Raw genomic sequence first — 18,786 nt, 5'->3', positions numbered from 1 at the left:
CGCCGCCGGGGTCGGGTAGTCGAAGACCAGCGTGGCCGGGAGCCGTAGCCCGGTCGCGGTCTGCATCCGGTTGCGCAGCTCCACCGACGTCAGCGAGTCGAAGCCGATGCCCTTGAACGCCCGCCCGGCCGCGACGGCCTCCGGAGAGGTGTGCCCCAGCACGATCGCGGCCTGCTCCCTGACCAGGTCGACGAGCAGGGGGAGCTGGTCGTCGGGCCGGAGCCCGCCGAGCCGCTGGGTGAGGGTCGCCGCCGCCGGTGCGTCGAGGGCCCGGCGCAGGGTGCCGCCCGCGAGCCCGCGCAGCACCGGCGGCACTCCCAGGCGATCGGCGCGCAGCGCCGGAAGATCGAGATTCATCGGTACGAGATGCGCGCGCCCCACGGTCGTGGTGATGTCGAAGAGCGCCAGCCCCTGCGCGGTGGACAGCGGCGCCCCCATGCGGGCCGCCCGTGCCAGGTCGACGTCGCTGAGCCCGCCGGTGATGCCGCTGGACTCCGCCCACAACCCCCAGGCCAGCGCCGTCGCGGGCAGCCCCCGGTTCCGCCGGTACGCGGCCAGCGCGTCCAGGAAGCCGTTCGCCGCCGCGTAGTTGCCCTGCCCGGGAGGCCCGAGCGTAGCCGCCACCGATGAGAAGAGCACGAACATGGCCAGGTCGAGATGCCCGGTGAGCTCGTGCAGGTTGATCGCCGCGTCCACCTTGGGCCGCAGCACCTTCGCGAGCTGCGCCGGGGTGAGGGTGTCGATCACGCCGTCGTCGGCCACGCCCGCCGTGTGCACGACACCGGTCAGCGGGTGCGCGGCCGGGATCGCCGCGAGCACGTCGGCCAGTGCGTCGCGGTCGGCGGCGTCGCAGGCCGCCACGGTGACCCGGGCGCCGAGCGCGTCGAGGCCGGCGACCAGCTCCGCCGCTTTCGGAGAGGTCCCGCCGGTCCGGCTGAGCAGCAGCAGGTTCCGCACGCCGTGCTCGCTCACCAGGTGCCGGGCCAGCAGACCGCCCAGCGTGCCGGTGCCGCCGGTGATCAGGACGGTGCCGTCGGGGTCCAGCGAGGCCGGCACGGTCAGCACGTTCTTGCCGACGTGCTTGGCCTGGCTGATGAACCGGAACGCGGACACGGCGTCCCGCACGTCCCAGGCGGTGATGGGCAGCAGGCGCAGCGCGCCCGACTCGCACAGCGCGAGGACCTCGGTCAGGATCTCGCCCATCCGCTCCGGACCGGCCTCCGACGGGTCGAACGCCCGGTAGCGCACGCCCGGGTGGTCGGCCGCGACCTGGGCGGCGTCGCGAGGATCCGCCTTGCCCATGTCGGCGAACCGGCCACCGGGGTTCAGCAGCCGCAGCGAGGCGTCGACGAACTCCCCTGCCAGGGAGTTCAGCACCACGTCCACCCGGGGGAACCGCTCTTCGAAGGCCAGATCCCTGGACGAGGCGATGTGCGCCTCGTCCAAGCCCAGGGTCTTGAGCGTGTCCCACTTGCCGGGACTGGCGGTCCCGTACACCTCAAGTCCCAGATGGCGGCCCAGCTGGACGGCGGCCATGCCGACGCCACCGGCCGCCGCGTGCACCAGCACCGACTCACCCGGCTGAGCCGCGGCGATGTCGACGAGCCCGTAGTAGGCGGTCACGAACACGACCGGCATCGACGCCGCCTCGGCGAACGACCAGCCGGCGGGGATCCGGGCCAGCCTGGCGCGATGGGCGACGGCCACCGGGCCGAAGCCGCCGGGGAACAGGCCGAAGACCCGGTCTCCCGGGTCCAGGCCGGTCACCTCGGCACCGGTCTCCAGCACCACGCCCGCGCCCTCGGATCCGAGCTCGGCGCGTTCGGGATACATTCCGAGCGCGATCAGCACGTCGCGGAAGTTCACCCCGGCCGCGCGCACCGCCACCCGCACCTCGTGCGGGAGCAGCGGCACCTCGGCCGACGGCAGCAGGGTCAGGTTCGCCAGCGTGCCCTCGCCCGCGACGTCGAGCTTCCAGGAGGGCGCGTCGGGGACGGCCAGGCCGTCGGGGGTGGGCACGCGGACCAGGCGGGGCACCCGCAGGGCGCCGTCGCGCGCCGCGAACTGGGTCTCGCCCAGGCCGACGGCGTGCCAGACCTGCTCCCACGCGGCCGAGCCGTCGTCGTCGAGCAGGACGAACCGGTCGGGGTGTTCGGCCTGCGCCGATCGCAGCAGGCCCCAGACCGCCGCACCGGCCAGGTCGTTCGCGGCCTCGCCCGGGGTCGCCGTCACCGCGCCTCGGGTGACGACCACCAGGCGAGAGGCCGTGTTCCGCTCGTCGGCGAGCCATTCCTGAACCGTGTGGAGGACGGCGGCGGTCACCTCGTGGACGCGTGTCGCGAGGTCGGATGCGGGGGTGCCGACCTCGTACACGACGAAAGCGCCGTCGGGGACGTCGGAGGTCGCGGCCGTGGGGAGCTCGCTCCATTCGAGCGCGAACAGGGCGTCGCCGGCCTCGGCGCGGCGCGGGTCGAGCTGCCCGGTCTGCACCGGGCGAAGGACGAGCGATCGGACCTCGGCCACCGGGGCTCCGGCGGCGTCGGCGAGCTTGATCGAGATCGCGTCCGTGCCCGCCGACGCGAGCCGGACCCGGGCGACGGAGGCCCCGACGGCGTACAGCGACACGTCGGACCAGACGAACGGCAGCGGGGTCGCGCCCGTGCCGTCCAGGAACCCACCGGCGGTCACCGCGTGCATGGCCGCGTCGAGCAGCGCCGGATGCACGCCGTACGCGCCCGCTTCCTCCGCCGCGGACGGCGGCAGGGCGACTTCGGCGTAGACGGCGTCGGCGTGCCGCCAGGCCGCGCGCAGCCCCTGGAAGACCGGGCCGTAGCCGTAGCCGGCCTCGGTCAGGGCGTCGTAGTAGCCGTCCAGGTCCACCGGTTCCGCACCGGGGGGAGGCCAGGCCGTGAGGTCGAACGAGGCGGCCTCAGGCTGGGCGGACAGCACACCGGCGGCGTGCCGCACCCACCCCGAGGAGCCGTCGGGCTGCGCGAAGATCGACACCGGGCGGTCACCCGCCGCGTCGGCGCCACCGGCCCGGACCTGGATCCGCACGCCGCCGGTCGCGGGCAGTGCCAGCGGCGCCTCCAGCGTCAGCTCCCGCAGCGTGGTGCAGCCGACTTCCCGGCCGGCCCGCAGCGCCAGCTCCACGAAGCCGGTGCCCGGCAGGATCGCCTGCCCCTTGACGGCGTGGTCGGCGAGCCAGGGCTGCGCGGCCAGCGAAAGCCGTCCGATCAGCACGGTGCCGTCGCCGTCCGCCAGCGGCACGGACCCGCCCAGCAGCGGATGTTCGGTCACCGTGAGCCCGGCCCCGGTGACGTCGGCCCCGGCCGGGCGAAGCCAGAAGCGCTGCCGCTGGAACGCGTAGGTGGGCAGGCCGATCCTCCGGCCGCCGTGTCCCGCGAGGATCGCCGTCCAGTCGACCGCGATGCCGTGCGCCCAGGCGGTCGCGACCGCCCGCACCAGCGTCGGCGCCTCGGGCCGGTCGGCGCGCAGCGCCGGGACCAGCATGGCCGTCCCGTTCCGCGCGTCCAGGGTGAGCCGCGCCATCGCGGTCAGCACCGAGTGGGGCCCGACCTCGATGAACCGGGTCGTGCCCTGCCCCGCCAGCCAGCTCACGCCGTCGGCGAACCGGACGGCCCGCCGCACGTGCCGCACCCAGTAGTCCGCCGAGGAGATCTCCTGGGCGGAGACAGGCGCACCGGTCAGGTTGGACACGACCGGGACGCGCGGCGGCTGATAGCTGAGGCGACTGGCGACGGCCGCGAACTCGGCGAGCATCGGCTCCATCAGCGCCGAGTGGAAGGCGTGCGAGACCCTGAGCCGGTTGGTCCGCCGCCCCGCCGCCCGCCAGCGTTCGGCCAGCGCGTCGATCGCGTCCTCGTCCCCGGAGACGACCACGGCGTCCGGCCCGTTGACCGCGGCCAGGTCGGCCCCGTTGAGCGTTTCGACGACCTCGGCCTCGGTGGCCTCGACGGCCAGCATCGCGCCGCCCGCCGGGAGCGCCTGCATCAGCCGGCCCCGGGCCGCGACCAGGACACAGGCGTCGTCGAGCGTGAGCACGCCCGCGACGTGGGCGGCGGCCAGTTCGCCGATCGAGTGGCCGAGCAGGAAGTCGGGGCGCAGCCCCCAGGTCTCCAGCAGCCGGTAGAGCGCGACCTCGAAGGCGAAGAGCGCGGCCTGGGTGTAGCGGGTCTGGTCGAGCAGCGCGGCTTCCCGGGTGTCCGCGTCGGCGAACATCACCTCGCGCAGCGGGCGGTCCAGCGCCGTGTCGAGGCGGCGGCAGACGTCGTCGAGGGCGTCGGCGAACGCGGGGTAGGCGGCGTAGAGCTCGCGCCCCATGCCCGGCCGCTGCGAACCCTGCCCGGAGAAGAGGAACGCCAGCCGACCATCGCCGACGACTCCCCGGACCAGCCCGGGGTCGTCGGTTCCGTCCGCGAGCGCGGCCAATCCCGCCCGGCCGCCGGAAAGATCGACGGCGCGGTGCGGCAAGCCGGTCCGGCCGGTGGCCAGCGAGAAGGCGATGTCCTCAGCCGAGGCACCGGTGTCAGCGAAGTCCCGCAAACGACCGGCCTGCGCCGCGAGCGCGCCGAGTCCAGCGGCCGAAATCGGCCACGGGCCATGGGCGGGCGCTTCCCCAGCACCGGATGGCGGGGCGGGAGCGGGTGTTTCGATGGCGTCGGAGGGTGGGGCGCTTTCGAGGATGACGTGGGCGTTGGTGCCGCTGACGCCGAACGACGACACGCCGGCCCGGCGTGGGCGGTCCGCGGTGGGCCACGGTTGTGTGTCGGTCAGTAGTTCGACCGCTCCGGCCGACCAGTCGACGTGCGAGGTGGCGGCGTCCAGGTGGAGGGTTCTGGGCAGTTCGCCGTGCCGCATGGCGAGGACCATCTTGATCACACCGGCCACGCCCGCGGCCGCCTGCGTGTGGCCGATGTTCGACTTGACCGAGCCCAGCCACAGCGGGCGGTCCCGGTCTTGTCCGTAGGTCGCGAGCAGGGCTTGCGCCTCGATCGGGTCGCCCAGGCGGGTGCCGGTGCCGTGGGCCTCCACGGCGTCCACGTCGGAGGCCGACAGGCCCGCGTTCGCCAGCGCCTGCCGGATCACCCGCTGCTGCGAGGGCCCGTTGGGCGCGGTCAGGCCGTTGGACGCGCCGTCCTGGTTGACCGCGCTGCCGCGCAGGACCGCCAGCACCCGGTGCCCCTGCCGCTGGGCCTCGGACAGCCGCATGACGAGCAGCACGCCCACGCCCTCCGACCAGCTGGTGCCGTCGGCGGCGGCGGAGAACGGCTTGCAGCGGCCGTCGGCGGCCAGCCCGCGCTGGCGGCTGAACTCGATGAACGAATCGGGCGTCACCATCACGGTCACGCCGCCCGCGAGCGCGATCTCGCACTCGCCGGAGCGCAGCGCCGAGGCGGCCAGGTGCAGCGCGACGAGCGAGGAGGAGCAGGCGGTGTCCACCGTGACGGCGGGCCCCTCCAGGCCGAACGTGTAGGCCAGCCGTCCGGACGCGACGCTCGTCGTCGTGCCGGTCAGGATGTGGCCTTCGAGGCCGTCCGGGAGCGTCGCGCCGTGCCCGTAGCCGGAGGAGGTGACGCCCATGAAGACGCCGCCCTGACTGCCGCGCACGGTGGCCGAGTCGATCCCGGCGTCCTCGAACGCCTCCCAGGCCGCCTCCAGCAGCAGCCGCTGCTGCGGGTCCATGCCCAGCGCCTCGCGGGGCGAGATGCCGAACAGTTCGGCGTCGAAGGAGACCGCGTCGGCGAGGAAACCCCCGTGCCGGGTGTACGTCGTGCCCTGGCGGGCGGGGTCCGGGTCGTACAGAGACTCGACATCCCAGCCCCGGTCGGCGGGAAACTCGGAGATGGCGTCGCCACCGGCGGCGACCAGCCGCCAGAAGTCCTCGGGCCCCGCGACACCGCCGGGGAAGCGGCAGCTCATCCCGATGATCGCGATCGGTTCGTCGACGTTCGCGGTGGCCGTCACGACGGGTCCTGAGGTGACCCCGTCGGCGAGGTGGCGCGCCATCGCGGCGATGGTGGGATGGTCGAAGACGGCCGTGGCCGCGACCGGCATACCGGTGCGGGCCTTCAGCCGCTTGCTGAGTTCGACCGCGGTGAGCGAGTCGAAACCGGTCTCCTTGAACGGCCGACCCGCCTCGAGCCCGGCGGGGTCGGCGTGCCCGAGCACGGCCGCGACCTCCGCCCGGACGACGGCGAGCATCTCCCGCTCACGCTCGGCGGCCGAAAGCGAGGCGACCCGGTCGGCCCATTCCGATCCTGTGCTCCTGGTCTCGTCCTGGGTGACGGCGGCCGGACGCAGGTCGGGCAGGTCCGCGAGCAGCGGGCTCGGCCGGACAGAGGTGAAAGCGGGCCCGAACGTGGCCCAGTCGACGTCGGCGACGATCGTGACCGCGTCACCGTGGTCGACGGCCTGGTCCAGCGCCGAATGGGCCACCTGCGGATCCATGGACGGCAGACCCCGCGACCGCAGGAAGTCGGCGCCGCGCCCGTGCGTGGGAGCGCCGGCCCCCGCCCACGGCCCCCAGGCGACGGCGGTCGCCGGAAGGCCCAGGCCCCGGCGGTGCTCGGCCAGCGCGTCGAGGAAGGCGTTCCCCGCCGCGTACGCGGCCTGGCTGCCGCCGCCCCAGCTTCCGGCGACGGAGGAGAAGAGCACGAAGGCGTCCAGCGGCACATCGGCCAGCGCGGCGTGCAGGTTCGCCGCCCCGGTGACCTTCGCGCCCAGGACATCGGCGAAGTCAGCGGCCCCGGTCCGGTCCAGCGCGTCGGTGCGCCCGACCTCGGCGGTCCAGATCACGCCGGAGACCGGGTGTTCCGCGAGCGTCGCGGCCAGCGCCGACGCGTCGGCGACGTCGCAGGCCACGGCCGTGGTGGGGGTGCCGGCGAGGGTCAGTTCCGCGGCGAGGTCCGCCGCCCCGTCCTCGCCGACCAGCAGGAGACGAGGGGCGCCCCGGCCGGCCGCCCACTGGGCCGCCTGCATGCCGAGCGCGCCACCGGCCCCGGCGATCAGGACCGTACCGCCGAACACCAGCCTCCCCGGCGGCACCACAGGGAGCTGAGCCCGGACGATCCTGGCCGCGAACACGCCGGAAGAGCGCACCGCCGCCTGGTCCTCGTCGCCGGTCAGGACCGTGACGAGCCGCTGTCCGGCCCGCTCGTCGAGAACCGGCGGCAGGTCGATCAGACCGCCCCAGCGGTCCGGATGCTCCAGCGCCGCGCTCCGGCCGAGGCCCCAGAGCTGGGCCTGAACCGGGCTCTCGACCCTGTCCGCACGGCCGGTCGCGACCGCGCCACGGGTGAGCGTCCAGAGCGGGGCACCTGTGCCGGCGTCGCCGAGCGCCTGTAGCAAGGTCAGCGTGATCGCCACTCCGGCAGGCAGCACCGTGCCGGGCAGCGGGTCCTCGGCCAGGCCCGCGAGGCAGACCACTCCGGTGATCGTGCCCGGGTTGGCAGCCGAACGGATCGCCGCCGCCATCGCGTCGCGCCCGAGTGCCGGATCGTCGATGATCAGCGGCACGCTCTCAGCGCCCGCGTTCCTGATCGCGGCGGCCACGTCGTCGAGGGTCTCGCCGCTTCCGGCCGCGACCAGCAGCCAGGTTCCGGTCAGCGCGGCGGCCGGGCTGTCGACGGGCTTCCAGGTGATCCGGTAGCGCCAGGAGTCGAGCGTCGAGCGGACTCGGCGCCGTCGCCGCCAGGTGGCCAGCGCGGGCGCTACCGACTGGAGCGAGGCGTCGCCGTCGAGCTCCAGGGTCGCCGAGAGTTCGTCCAGGTCGTTGCGGTCGACCGCGTCCCAGAAGCGTGCTTCGACCGGGTCGGCCTGCGTCTCGACCGCTCCGGATTCCAGCCAGTAGCGCTCGCGCTGGAAGGCGTATGTCGGCAGGTCGACACGTCGCCCACCGGGCAGGAACCCGGTGAAATCGACGTCGACGCCCGCACACCAGGCTTCGGCCAGCGACGCCAGGAACCTGTCCGGGCCACCGTCGTTTCGGCGCAGCGTGCCTACCGTGACTGCTTCCTCCGCTGTTTCCTGTACGCCGATCGTCAGCACCGGATGCGGGCTGCATTCGACGAAAACGGTTCTACCGTCGGCGATGAGCGATCGGGTGGCCTGCTCGAACTGCACCGGGGAACGGAGGTTCTGATACCAGTAAGCGGCGTCCATGATCGTCGTGTCGATCGGCGCACCGGTCACCGTCGAATAGATCGGAACGGCAGAACTCACCGGGGAGATCGGAGCCAACACAGCCAGGATCTCTTCGCGGATCAGCTCCACCTGAGGGGAATGCGAGGCGTAGTCCACCGGAATCCGGCGAGCCCGAATCCCTTGGGCTTCACACGCGACCAGCAACTCTTCCAGCGCCTGCGGCTCACCCGCCACGACCGTTGACGACGGCCCGTTGAAAGCCGCGATCCCGTTCGGGAACAAGGCCTCCGCCTGCTCATGTCCGGCCGCGACGGAGACCATCCCGCCACCACCGGCCAGCGCGATCAGCGCCTTGCTCCGCAGCGCGACCACCCGAGCGCCGTCCTCCAGCGACAGCGCACCCGCCACGACAGCGGCGGCGATCTCACCCTGCGAATGCCCGATAACCGCCGAGGGATGGACGCCATGCGCCCGCCACGTCGCCGCCAGCGACACCATCACCGCCCACAGAACGGGCTGAACCACATCGACCCGATCCAGACCAGTGCCGTCGCGCAGCACCTCGCTCAGAGACCAGTCCACGAACTCCGAGAGAGCCCTCTCGCATTCGGCCAACCGCTCCCGGAACACTGGCGACGCATCGAGAAGACCCTGTGCCATGCCTATCCACTGCGACCCCTGACCGGGGAAGACGAACACCACGCCACCGGCCTTGGCGCTCCCCCGCAACAGGTTGGGAGCAGACGCCCCACCGGCCAGCGCGCCCAGCCCGGCCAGCAACACCTCACGCTCGGACCCGAACACGACCGCCCGATGCTCCATGGCAGCCCGCGCCAACAGCGAGTGGCCAACATCGAGCGACGCCGACTCCGCTACAGGCCTGAGCAGCCGCTCGGCCTGCGCCTTCAGAGCCTGCTCCGACCGACCGGACACCAACCACGGCACCGGCCCGGCAAGCTCCCGGTCACCCGACACGGAACCCCGCCCCGCGTGCTCGGCATCATCCGAGGCCCGGACCGGCTCCGCGTGTAGTCCACCGGCGGGGGTATGCATCGGCTTCGCGTGCTTTGCGCCAACGGGGGCCGGGTCGCCCTGCTCGATCACCACGTGCGCGTTGGTGCCGCTCATTCCGAACGAGGACACACCCGCGCGACGGGGCCCATCGGCCGCAGGCCACGGCCGGGCCTCGGTCAGCAGTTCGACCGCGCCGGTCGACCAGTCGACGTGGGGCGAGGGCTCGTCCGCGTGCAGCGTCGCGGGCAGCAGTTCGTGCCGCATCGCCTGCACCATCTTGATCACCCCGGCCACACCCGCGGCGGCCTGCGTGTGACCGATGTTCGACTTCACCGAGCCCAGCCACAAAGGCCGATCCCGCTCCTGGCCGTAGGTCGCCAGCAGGGCCTGCGCCTCGATCGGGTCGCCGAGCTTGGTGCCGGTGCCGTGGGCCTCCACGACGTCCACGTCGGAAGGTTCAAGGCGGGCGTTGGCCAGTGCTTGGCGGATCACCCGCTCTTGCGACGGCCCGTTCGGCGCGGTCAGGCCGTTCGACGCGCCGTCCTGGTTGATCGCGCTGCCCCGGACCACGGCGAGCACCGGGTGCCCGTTGCGCCGCGCGTCCGACAGCCGCTCCACGAGGAGCAGGCCGACGCCCTCGGCGAGGCCGAAGCCGTCCGCGTCGGAGCCGAACGCCCGGCAGCGGCCGTCGGCGGACAGCGCGCGCAGGCGGCTGAACTCGACGAACAGCCCGAGGCTGGACATCACGGTCGCGCCACCGGCCAGCGCCAGGTCGCAGTCGCCGTTGCGCAGCGCCTGGACGGCGAGGTGCAGCGCCACCAGCGACGACGAACACGCCGTGTCCACCGTCACCGCCGGGCCCTCAAGGCCCAGCGTGTACGCGATCCGGCCGGAGGCGATGCTGCCGGCGTTGCCGACGACCCGATAGCCCTCGTAGTCCTCCGTGGCGTGGTCCATGCGCGGGCCGTACTCCTGGACCGCGACGCCGGTGAAGACGCCGGTCATGCTCTGGCGCAGCGACGTCGGGTCGATGCCCGCCCGCTCGACGACCTCCCACGCCGCCTCCAGCAGCAGCCGCTGCTGCGGGTCGGCGGCGGCGGCCTCACGTGGCGAGATGCCGAAGAAGGCGGCGTCGAACTGGTCCGCGTCGTGCAGGAACCCGCCCTCGCGGACGTAGGAGCGGCCCGTCCGGTCGGGGTCGGGGTGGTAGCTCCGGTCGAGGTCCCAGCCCCGGTTGACCGGCAGCGCCGAGATCACGTCGCCTCGCTCGGCGACGACCCGCCACAGCTCCTCCGGGGAGCTGATCCCGCCGGGGAACCGGCAGGTCATCGCGACGATCGCGATCGGCTCGTCCGTCCCCACGCTCGCCCTGGCCTGGACGGCCGGCGTGGTCGTCCCGGTCAGCAGCTTGGCCAGCAGGTGCGCGACGAGGGCGTCGGGCGTGGGGTGGTCGAACGCCACCGTGGTGGACAGCCGCAGGCCGGTCGCGGTGTTGAGCCGGTTGCGGAACTCCACGGCGATCAGGGAGTCGAAGCCGATGTGCTTGAAGGCGCGTCCCGGGTCGATGCCGGCCGGGTCGGCGTGCCCGAGCGCGCTCGCGGCGGTCGCCCGGACCAGGTCCAGCAGCGTCCGGTGCCGGTCGGCCTCCGGGAGTGCGGAGAGCCGCTGCGCCAGGCCGTTGTCCGGGGCGACGGAGGCCGTGGCCCGGCGCAGCGGGGTTCGGACGAGCCCGCGCGCCACCGCGGGCACCGCGTCGGCCTGCGCACTCGCGCGCAGCCCGGCGATACTGATCTTGGCCGGGACGGCCAGGGGATGGCCGTCGGCCAGCGCGGCGTCGAAGAGCGAGAGCGCCTCCGCCGCGGACATCGGGGCCAGGCCGCGTCTGACCAGCCGCGCCCGGTCGGCGTCGCCGAGCCGCCCGCCCATGCCGCCTTCCTGCGCCCAGAGCCCCGACAGCAGCGCCTGTCCGGGCAGCCCGAGCGCGTGCCGGTGCCGGGCGAGCGCGTCGAGGAAGGCGTTGGCCGCGCCGTAACTCCCCTGTCCGGGGGTGCCGACGGTACTGGCCAGCGAGGAGAAGAGAACGAAGGCGGCCAGGTCGAGGCCGCTGGTGAGCTGATGCAGGTGCCACGCGGCGTCGGCCTTCGGCCGGAGCACCGCGTCGAGCTGGTCGGGGCCGAGCGTCTGGATCGCGCCGTCGTCGACGACACCCGCCGCGTGGACGACCCCCGTCAGCGGATGCGCCCCGGGAACGGCGGCCAGGAGTTCGGCCAGCGCTGCGGGGTCGGCCACGTCACAGGCCGCGATCGTGACCTCCGCACCGAGCCCGGCGAGCTCGGCGGTCAGTTCCGCCGCCCCTTCGGCCGCCGCACCGCGCCGACCGGCCAGCAGCAGATGCCGCACGCCGTGCGCGGTGACCAGGTGCCGGGCGAGCAGCCGCCCGATCGCCCCCGTGCCACCGGTGACCAGCACCGTCCCGGCCGGGTCGAACCGGGACGGGGTGGCCGTCCCGGTGGCTTTGACCAGGCGGGGCGTGTACAGACGGGCATCTCGGATGGCGACCTGCGGTTCGTCGGCGAGCGCCAGAGCCGCGGGCAGAGCCGCATCGTCGACCCCGTGGCCGTCGTGGTCGACCAGGACGATCCGGCCGGGGTGCTCGGCCTGCGCGCTGCGGGCCAGCCCGAGCACGGTGGCCACGGCCAGGTCGTACACATCGTCGGTTTCGCCGACGGCGACGGCGTGGGAGGTGAGGATGACCAGCCGGGTGGCGGCCAGTGCCTCCTCGGCCAGGAAGGCCTTGATCAGCGCGAGTCCGGCATGCGCGACCGTGTGCGCGCTCGTCGCGGGGTCGCCGGCGTCACCGGCCAGCGGGACGAGAACGACGTCGGGGGCTGAAACACCATCCGCGAGCGCGGCCAGGAGCAAGCCCAGATCCACATGACGCCGGACGCCTGGCGTGGCCGTCGGTGAGCCCGAATCCGCGTCGAGCCTCATGCCCGGTGTGAACGTCCCCGTGCCCGACTCCGCGTCGCGCCGGATGCCTGACGTGGCCGTCTGCGAGCCCGAATCCGTGTCGTATCCGATGCCCGGCGCGGTCATGGCGTCGAGCACGATCCAGTTCCCCGGTGTGGCGGGAGGCTGGGTCGGCAGGGCAATCCAGTCGAGCTGGTAGAGCGGATCGGCGCCGGTGGAGGCGGTGGCCAGACGCTCCGGGTCCACCGGCCGGAGCACGAGCGCGTCGACGTCGAGGACGGGCGTACCGGTGGGATCGGTCAGCGTGACGGACACGGCGCCGTCCGGGCCGGGGGCGGTCAGGTGCGCCCGGACCGTCGTCGCGCCGGAGGCGTGCAGGCGGACGCCGCCGAAGGAGAAGGCCATCCGCAGATCGGCCGGGGATTCGATCGGCAGGAGGGCGTGCAGTGCGGCGTCCAGCAGGGCCGGGTGGATGCCGAATCGTTCGGCGTCGGCCCGGCCGTCCTCGGCGAGGGTGACCTCGGCGAACAGGTCGCCGCCGCGCCGCCAGGCCGACCGCAGGCCCTGGAAGGCGGGGCCGTAGGCGTAGCCCCGTTCGGCCAGCCGGGCGTAGGTGTGCTCGACCGCGATCGGGGTGGCGTCCGGCGGAGGCCAGGCGGCCGGGCCGGCGATCGGTGCGCTTGTCGGCTCGTCGGTCAGGACACCGCCGGCGTGCCGGGTCCAGGGCCGTTCCTCGGCCGTCTCGGTGCCGGATTCCGCGCGGGAGTGGACGGTGACGGCGCGGCGACCGGTGCCGTCCGGGGGCAGGAGCGCGACCTGCATCTGGACCGCGCCGTCCGCCGGCATGACGAGCGGGCTCTCGAGGGTGAGCTCCTCCACGTAGGGATGCCCGCCGTACTGACCTGCGTGCAGTGCCAGGTCGACGAGCGCGGAGCCGGGAAGGACGACGGCGCCGAGGATGACGTGGTCGGCGAGCCAGGGGTGGGTGTCCAGGGAGAGCCTGCCGGTCAGCACCAGCGTGTCGTCGGCCGCGAGCGTGACGGTGGCGGCCACCAGCGGGTGGTCGCCGGGGTCGAGGCCGAGCCCGGCGACGTCGGTCGTGCCTGCCGAGGGGGCCAGCCAGAACCTCTCCCGCTGGAACGGGTAGGTGGGCAGCGGCACCCGCCGGGAGGAGGCGGGGAACGCGTGCGCCCAGTCGACCGGGACGCCGTTCACGTACGCCTCGGCCAGCGCCCGCAGGAACCGGGTGTGGTCGCCGTGGTCGCGGCGAAGGCTGCCGAGGGCGACGCCGCCACGGCCGACGGCCTCCAGGGTCTCCTGGACACCGACGGTGAGGACGGGGTGGGGGCTCGACTCGACGAACGTCCGGTGCCCGGCGGCCAGCAGCGCCCGCACGGTCTCCTCGAAGCGGACGGTCTGGCGCAGGTTCCGGAACCAGTAGTCGGCGTTCAGCTCGGTGGTCGGCAGGCGGTCGCCGGTGACGGTGGAGTAGAACGCGACGTCGCCCTCCATCGGGACTATCCCGGCCAGGGCGGCCAGCAGGTCGTCCCTGAGCGGATCGACGTCAGGAGAGTGCGAGGCGTAGTCGACGGGCACCAGCCGGGCGCGGACGCCCTCGGCCACGCACTCGGCGACGAGTTCACCGAGCGCGTCGGCCGCGCCGGAGACCACGGTGACGGAGGGCCCGTTGTGGGCGGCGACGCTCACCCGGCCGTCCCACCGCGCGATGCGGGCCTGGACCTGCTCGGCGGGCAGCGGGATCGAGGCCATGCCACCGGTCCCGGCGAGCGCGCGCAGGTAGCGGCTGCGCAGCGCGACGATCGCGGCCGCGTCGGCCAGGGACAGCGCCCCGGCGACGTAGGCGGCGGCGATCTCGCCCTGCGAGTGGCCGACCACCGCGGCCGGTACGACCCCGGCGGCCCGCCACAGCTTCGCCAGCGACACCATCACCGAGAACAGCACCGGCTGCACCACGTCGACCCGCTCCAGGGTCGGCGCGCCTTCGACGCCGTGCAGCACGTCGACGAGCGACCAGTCCACATGCGGGGCGAGCGCGGCGGCGCACGCGTCGATCTCGTCGCGGAAGGCGGGTGACGACGCGTACAACTCGACGGCCATACCGGCCCATTGGGAGCCCTGACCGGGGAAGACGAGCACGGGACCGGCGGGCGTGCCCGACGTGCCCTCGACCAGCCCCGGCGCGGACGCCCCCTCGGCCAGCGCCGCCAGACCGGCGAGCAGCTCGCCACGACCGGCGGCGACCACCACGGCGCGCCGGTCGAACTCGGCCCGGCCGGTGGCCAGGGAGTAACCGACGTCCGACAGGACAGGTCCGGCACCGACCGTCTCAGCGAGCCGCCCGGACTGAGCGCGCAGGGCGGCGTCACTGCGGGCGGAGATGACGTAGGGCAGAGCACGACCGTCTCCGGACGTGCTGCGGCCATCGAGCTCAGCGGGCAACCGGTCGTGATCGGCCACCGGTTCCGCGACGCCCTCGATGATCAGGTGGGCGTTGGTGCCGCTGATGCCGAACGACGACACCGCAGCCCGGCGGGGGCGTTCGCGTTCCGGCCACGGGCGCGCCTCGGTCAGCAACCGCACTTCGCCCGCGGACCAGTCGACCCGGCTGGACGGCTGGTCGGCGTGGAGGGTGCGCGGGAGCACGCCGTGGCGCATCGCCTGCACCATCTTGATCACGCCGGCCACGCCAGCCGCGGCCTGGGTGTGGCCGATGTTCGACTTGACCGAGCCCAGCCACAGAGGGTCGTCCGCGGGACGGCCCTGCCCATAGGTGGCCAGCAGGGCCTGGGCCTCGATCGGGTCGCCGAGCGCGGTGCCGGTGCCGTGGGCCTCCACGGCGTCCACATCGGCAGGTTCGAGGCCCGCGCCGGCCAGCGCCTGCCGGATCACCCGCTGCTGCGAGGGGCCGTTCGGGGCCGACAGGCCGTTGGACGCGCCGTCCTGGTTGATCGCGCTGCCGCGGATCACGGCGAGCACCTCGTGGCCGAGGCGGGTGGCGTCCGAGAGGCGCATCAGGAGCAGCAGGCCGACGCCTTCGCCCCAGCCGGTGCCGTCCGCGCCGTCGGCGAAGGCCTTGCACCGGCCGTCGGCGGACAGGCCCTGCTGCCTGCTGAACTCGACGAACATGCCGGGCGTCGCCAGCACGGTCGCGCCGCCGGCCAGCGCCATCTCGCACTCGCCGAGCCGCAGCGACTGGCAGGCCAGGTGCAGCGCCACCAGCGACGAGGAGCAGGCGGTGTCCACGGTGACCGCCGGGCCCTCCAGTCCGAGCACGTAGGCGATCCGCCCGGAGGCGACGCTCGCCGTGTTGCCGGTGAGCAGGTGGCCCTCCAGGTCCGGGGGCGCCTCGTGCATGCGGGGGCCGTAGTCCTGCGCGGTCGCGCCGACGAACACGCCGGTACGGCTGCCGCGCAGCATGCCCGGGTCGACGCCCAGCCGCTCGACGGCCTCCCACGCGGTCTCCAGCAGCAGCCGCTGCTGGGGGTCCATCGCCAGCGCCTCGCGGGGGGAGATGCCGAAGAAGGCGGCGTCGAAGCGGGTCGCGTCGGTGAGGAACGCACCGGCGGGCGTGAGGGTGGTGCCGTTCGGGTCGCGGGCCCCGTCGCGGTAGATGCCCGCGACGTCCCAGCCCCGGTCCTCCGGGAAGCCGCCGACCGCGTCGCCGCCCTCGGACACCAGGCGCCACAACGCTTCGGGGCTGTCGATCCCGCCCGCGTACCGGCAGCCCACGGCCACGATCGCGATCGGCTCGTCGGCCGGGCCGCTCGTCAGGGTGGCGGTGGGGGGCACTTCGGCGGGCTCGCCGAGCAGCGCTTCGGTGAGATATCCGGCCAGTCGGAGGGGGGTCGGGAAGTCGTACAGGAGCGAGTCCGGCAGGCGCAGCCGGGTGACGCCGGCGACCCGGTCGCGGAGTTCGACGGCGGTGAGCGAGTCGAAGCCGAGGTCACGGAAGGTCGACCTGACGTCGACATCACCGGCGCCGTCGTAGTCGAGAACGGCGGCGACCTGCGCCCGGATCTGCTCCAGAACAGTCCGGTCATCAGGCCGCGCGGCACGGCGCTCAGGCTCGGCAAGGGGTTCGGCGGTCGTCGGGGCGGAGTCCAGCCAGTAGCGGCTGCGCTGGAAGGCGTAGGTCGGCAGGTCGACGAGGCGGGGCTCGTGGCCCGCGAACACCGCGGTCCAGTCGAGGGAAGCGCCGGTCGTGTGCAGGAGGGCCACCGCGCGGAGCAGTGTCTCCGCCTCGTCGCGGTCGCGGCGCATCAGCGGGGCGAAGACGCCGTCGGCCGACTGGCGGGCCAGCCCGCACAGCTGCCCGTCCGGACCCAGCTCCACGTACCGGGTCACGCCCTGCTCGCTCAGGTGGGTGACGCCGGCGGCGAACCGGACGGTCTCGCGGACCTGCCGCACCCAGTAGTCCGGCGAGTTCATCGGGCCGGTCGAGGCGGCGGGGATGACCGGGATGCGTGGCTCGGCGTAGTTCAGCGTCTCCAGGACGGCGGCGAACTCGGCCAGCATCGGCTCGATGAGCCGACCGTGGGAGGCGATCGAGACCCTCAGCCGGGTGCTCTTGAATCCGCGCGCCGCCCACTCGTCGATGACCTGGGCGTCACCGGAGATCACGATTGCCTGAGGACCGTTGACGGCGGCGATGTCGATCCGGTCGTCGTCGATCTGGTCTTCGCTCGCCTGGAGGGCGAGCATCGCGCCGCCGGGTGGCAGCGCCTGCATCAGGCGGCCTCGCGCGGCGACCAGCGTACAGGCGTCTTCCAGCGAGAGGATCCCGGCGCAGTGCGCGGCCGCGACCTCACCGATCGAGTGCCCGAGCAGATAGTCCGGAGTCACCTGAAGCGACTCCATCAGCCGGAACGCCGCCACCTCCACCGCGAACAGACCGGCCTGCACGTGGACGGTCTGGTCCAGGTCGACGGTGTCGAGGTCCAGATCCAGCAGCCCGCAGATCTCGTCGAAGGCCTCGGCGAACACGGGGAACGCCTCGTAGAGCCCGCGCCCCATCCCACGCCGCTGCGATCCCTGGCCGGTGAACAGGAACGCCGTCCGGCCCTCGTCCACCTCGCCCGTGACGACGCCGCCGTCGGGCTCGCCCGCGGCGAGTGCGGTGAGGCGGCGGAGCAGGTCGTCGCGGCCGCGGCCCACCACGACGGCCCGGTGGTCGAAGGCCGCCCGGGTCGTCGCCAGGGAGAAGCCCACATCCGCCGGGTCGGCCGACGACGCCGTTTCGCGCAGCCGGGCGGCCTGGTCGCGCAGCGCCTCTTCGGTCCGGCCGGAGATTGGCCAGATCACGGGCGTGTCCGGATCGGTGGTGCGCTCGCGGGCCGGCTGCTCGGTTCCCGTCCACTCGGAGAGCACCACGTGGCAGTTGGTGCCGCCCATGCCGAACGAGCTGACACCGGCGACGCGCGGGCCCTCGGGCCAGGATTCGAGCGTCGTCTGGACCCGGAGGCCCAGGTCGTCCAGGGGAATGTTGGGGTTGGGCCGTTCGAAGTTCAGGCTCGGCGGGAGCTGGCCCCTGCTGATCGCCAGCACGGTCTTGAGCAGGCCGGCCGCACCGGCCGCGCCTTCGAGGTGGCCGATGTTGGTCTTGGCGGAGCCGACCCGCAGCGCCGTGTCGGGGGTGCGTCCCGCGCCGAGGACCGTGCCGAGGGCGGCGGCCTCGACGGGGTCGCCGACGGCTGTGCCGGTGCCGTGCAGTTCGACGTAGCGCACGGTCTCCGGCGCGACGGCGGCCCGGCGGTAGGCGGCCCGGAGCACGTCGGCCTGGGCGTCGCGGTTCGGGGTCGTCAGGCTGGCGCCGCCGCCGTCGTTGTTGAGCGCGCTGCCCCGGATGACGCAGTAGACGCGGTCGCCGTCGGCGACGGCCTGGGCGAGGGTCTTGAGCGCGACCATCACGCCGCCCTCGCCGCGGACGTACCCGTTGGCGCGCTCGTCGAAGGTGAAGCAGCGGCCGTCCGGTGAGAGCCCGCCGAACCGGTCGGCGGTGACGGTGCTGTCCGGTACGAGGTTGAGGTTCACGCCGCCCGCCAGCGCGAAACTGGCCTCGCCGCGACGGAGGCTCTCGGCCGCCACGTGCACCGCGACCAGCGACGACGACTGCCCGGCGTCGACGATCAGGCTCGGGCCGCGCAGCCCGACGGCGTAGGAGATCCGGTTCGCGATGAGGCTGCGCTGCAGCCCGGCGAGGGTGTACCGGCCGATCGCCGGCAGGCCTCCGGCCTGGGTGAGGGTGGCGTAGTCGTTGGCCATCACGCCGACGAACACGCCGGCTCTGGTGCCCCTGAGCCGGTCGGGCACGATCCGCGCGTCCTCCAGGGCCTCCCAGCTCAGTTCGAGCATGAGCCGCTGCTGCGGGTCCATCGCGACGGCCTCGCGGGGCGAGATGCGGAAGAACCTCGGGTCGAACCCGTCGATCCGGTCGAGGAACCCGCCGCGGCGCGGGACGCCGTCGCCGGGGTCGCCGCGGTCGGGGGGCGCCTCGCCGACCGCGTCGGCGCCGTCGCGCAGCAGGCGCCAGAAGTCGTCAGGTGTGGCGGCGCCCGGCAGCCGGCAGGAAAGGCCTACAACCGCGATGGCATCGTCGTGGGCATACATATCAGACAT

At 73.9% G+C, this 18,786-nt stretch carries 1 protein-coding gene (only partly in view); it reads right to left on the bottom strand.

The window, feature by feature from the left end; genetic code table 11:
• A protein-coding gene (locus tag AW272_RS45185; protein WP_157518707.1) for a type I polyketide synthase crosses the window boundary here: on the bottom strand, positions 1-18,786 show its 5' portion. It extends 14,112 nt beyond the left edge of the window; only the first 18,786 of its 32,898 coding nucleotides appear in the window; the start codon lies at positions 18,784-18,786; the stop codon falls past the left edge of the window.

Source organism: Herbidospora mongoliensis (assembly GCF_001570545.1).
Classification (GTDB): domain Bacteria; phylum Actinomycetota; class Actinomycetes; order Streptosporangiales; family Streptosporangiaceae; genus Herbidospora; species Herbidospora mongoliensis.
This window is presented reverse-complemented; position numbering and strand designations above follow the sequence as displayed.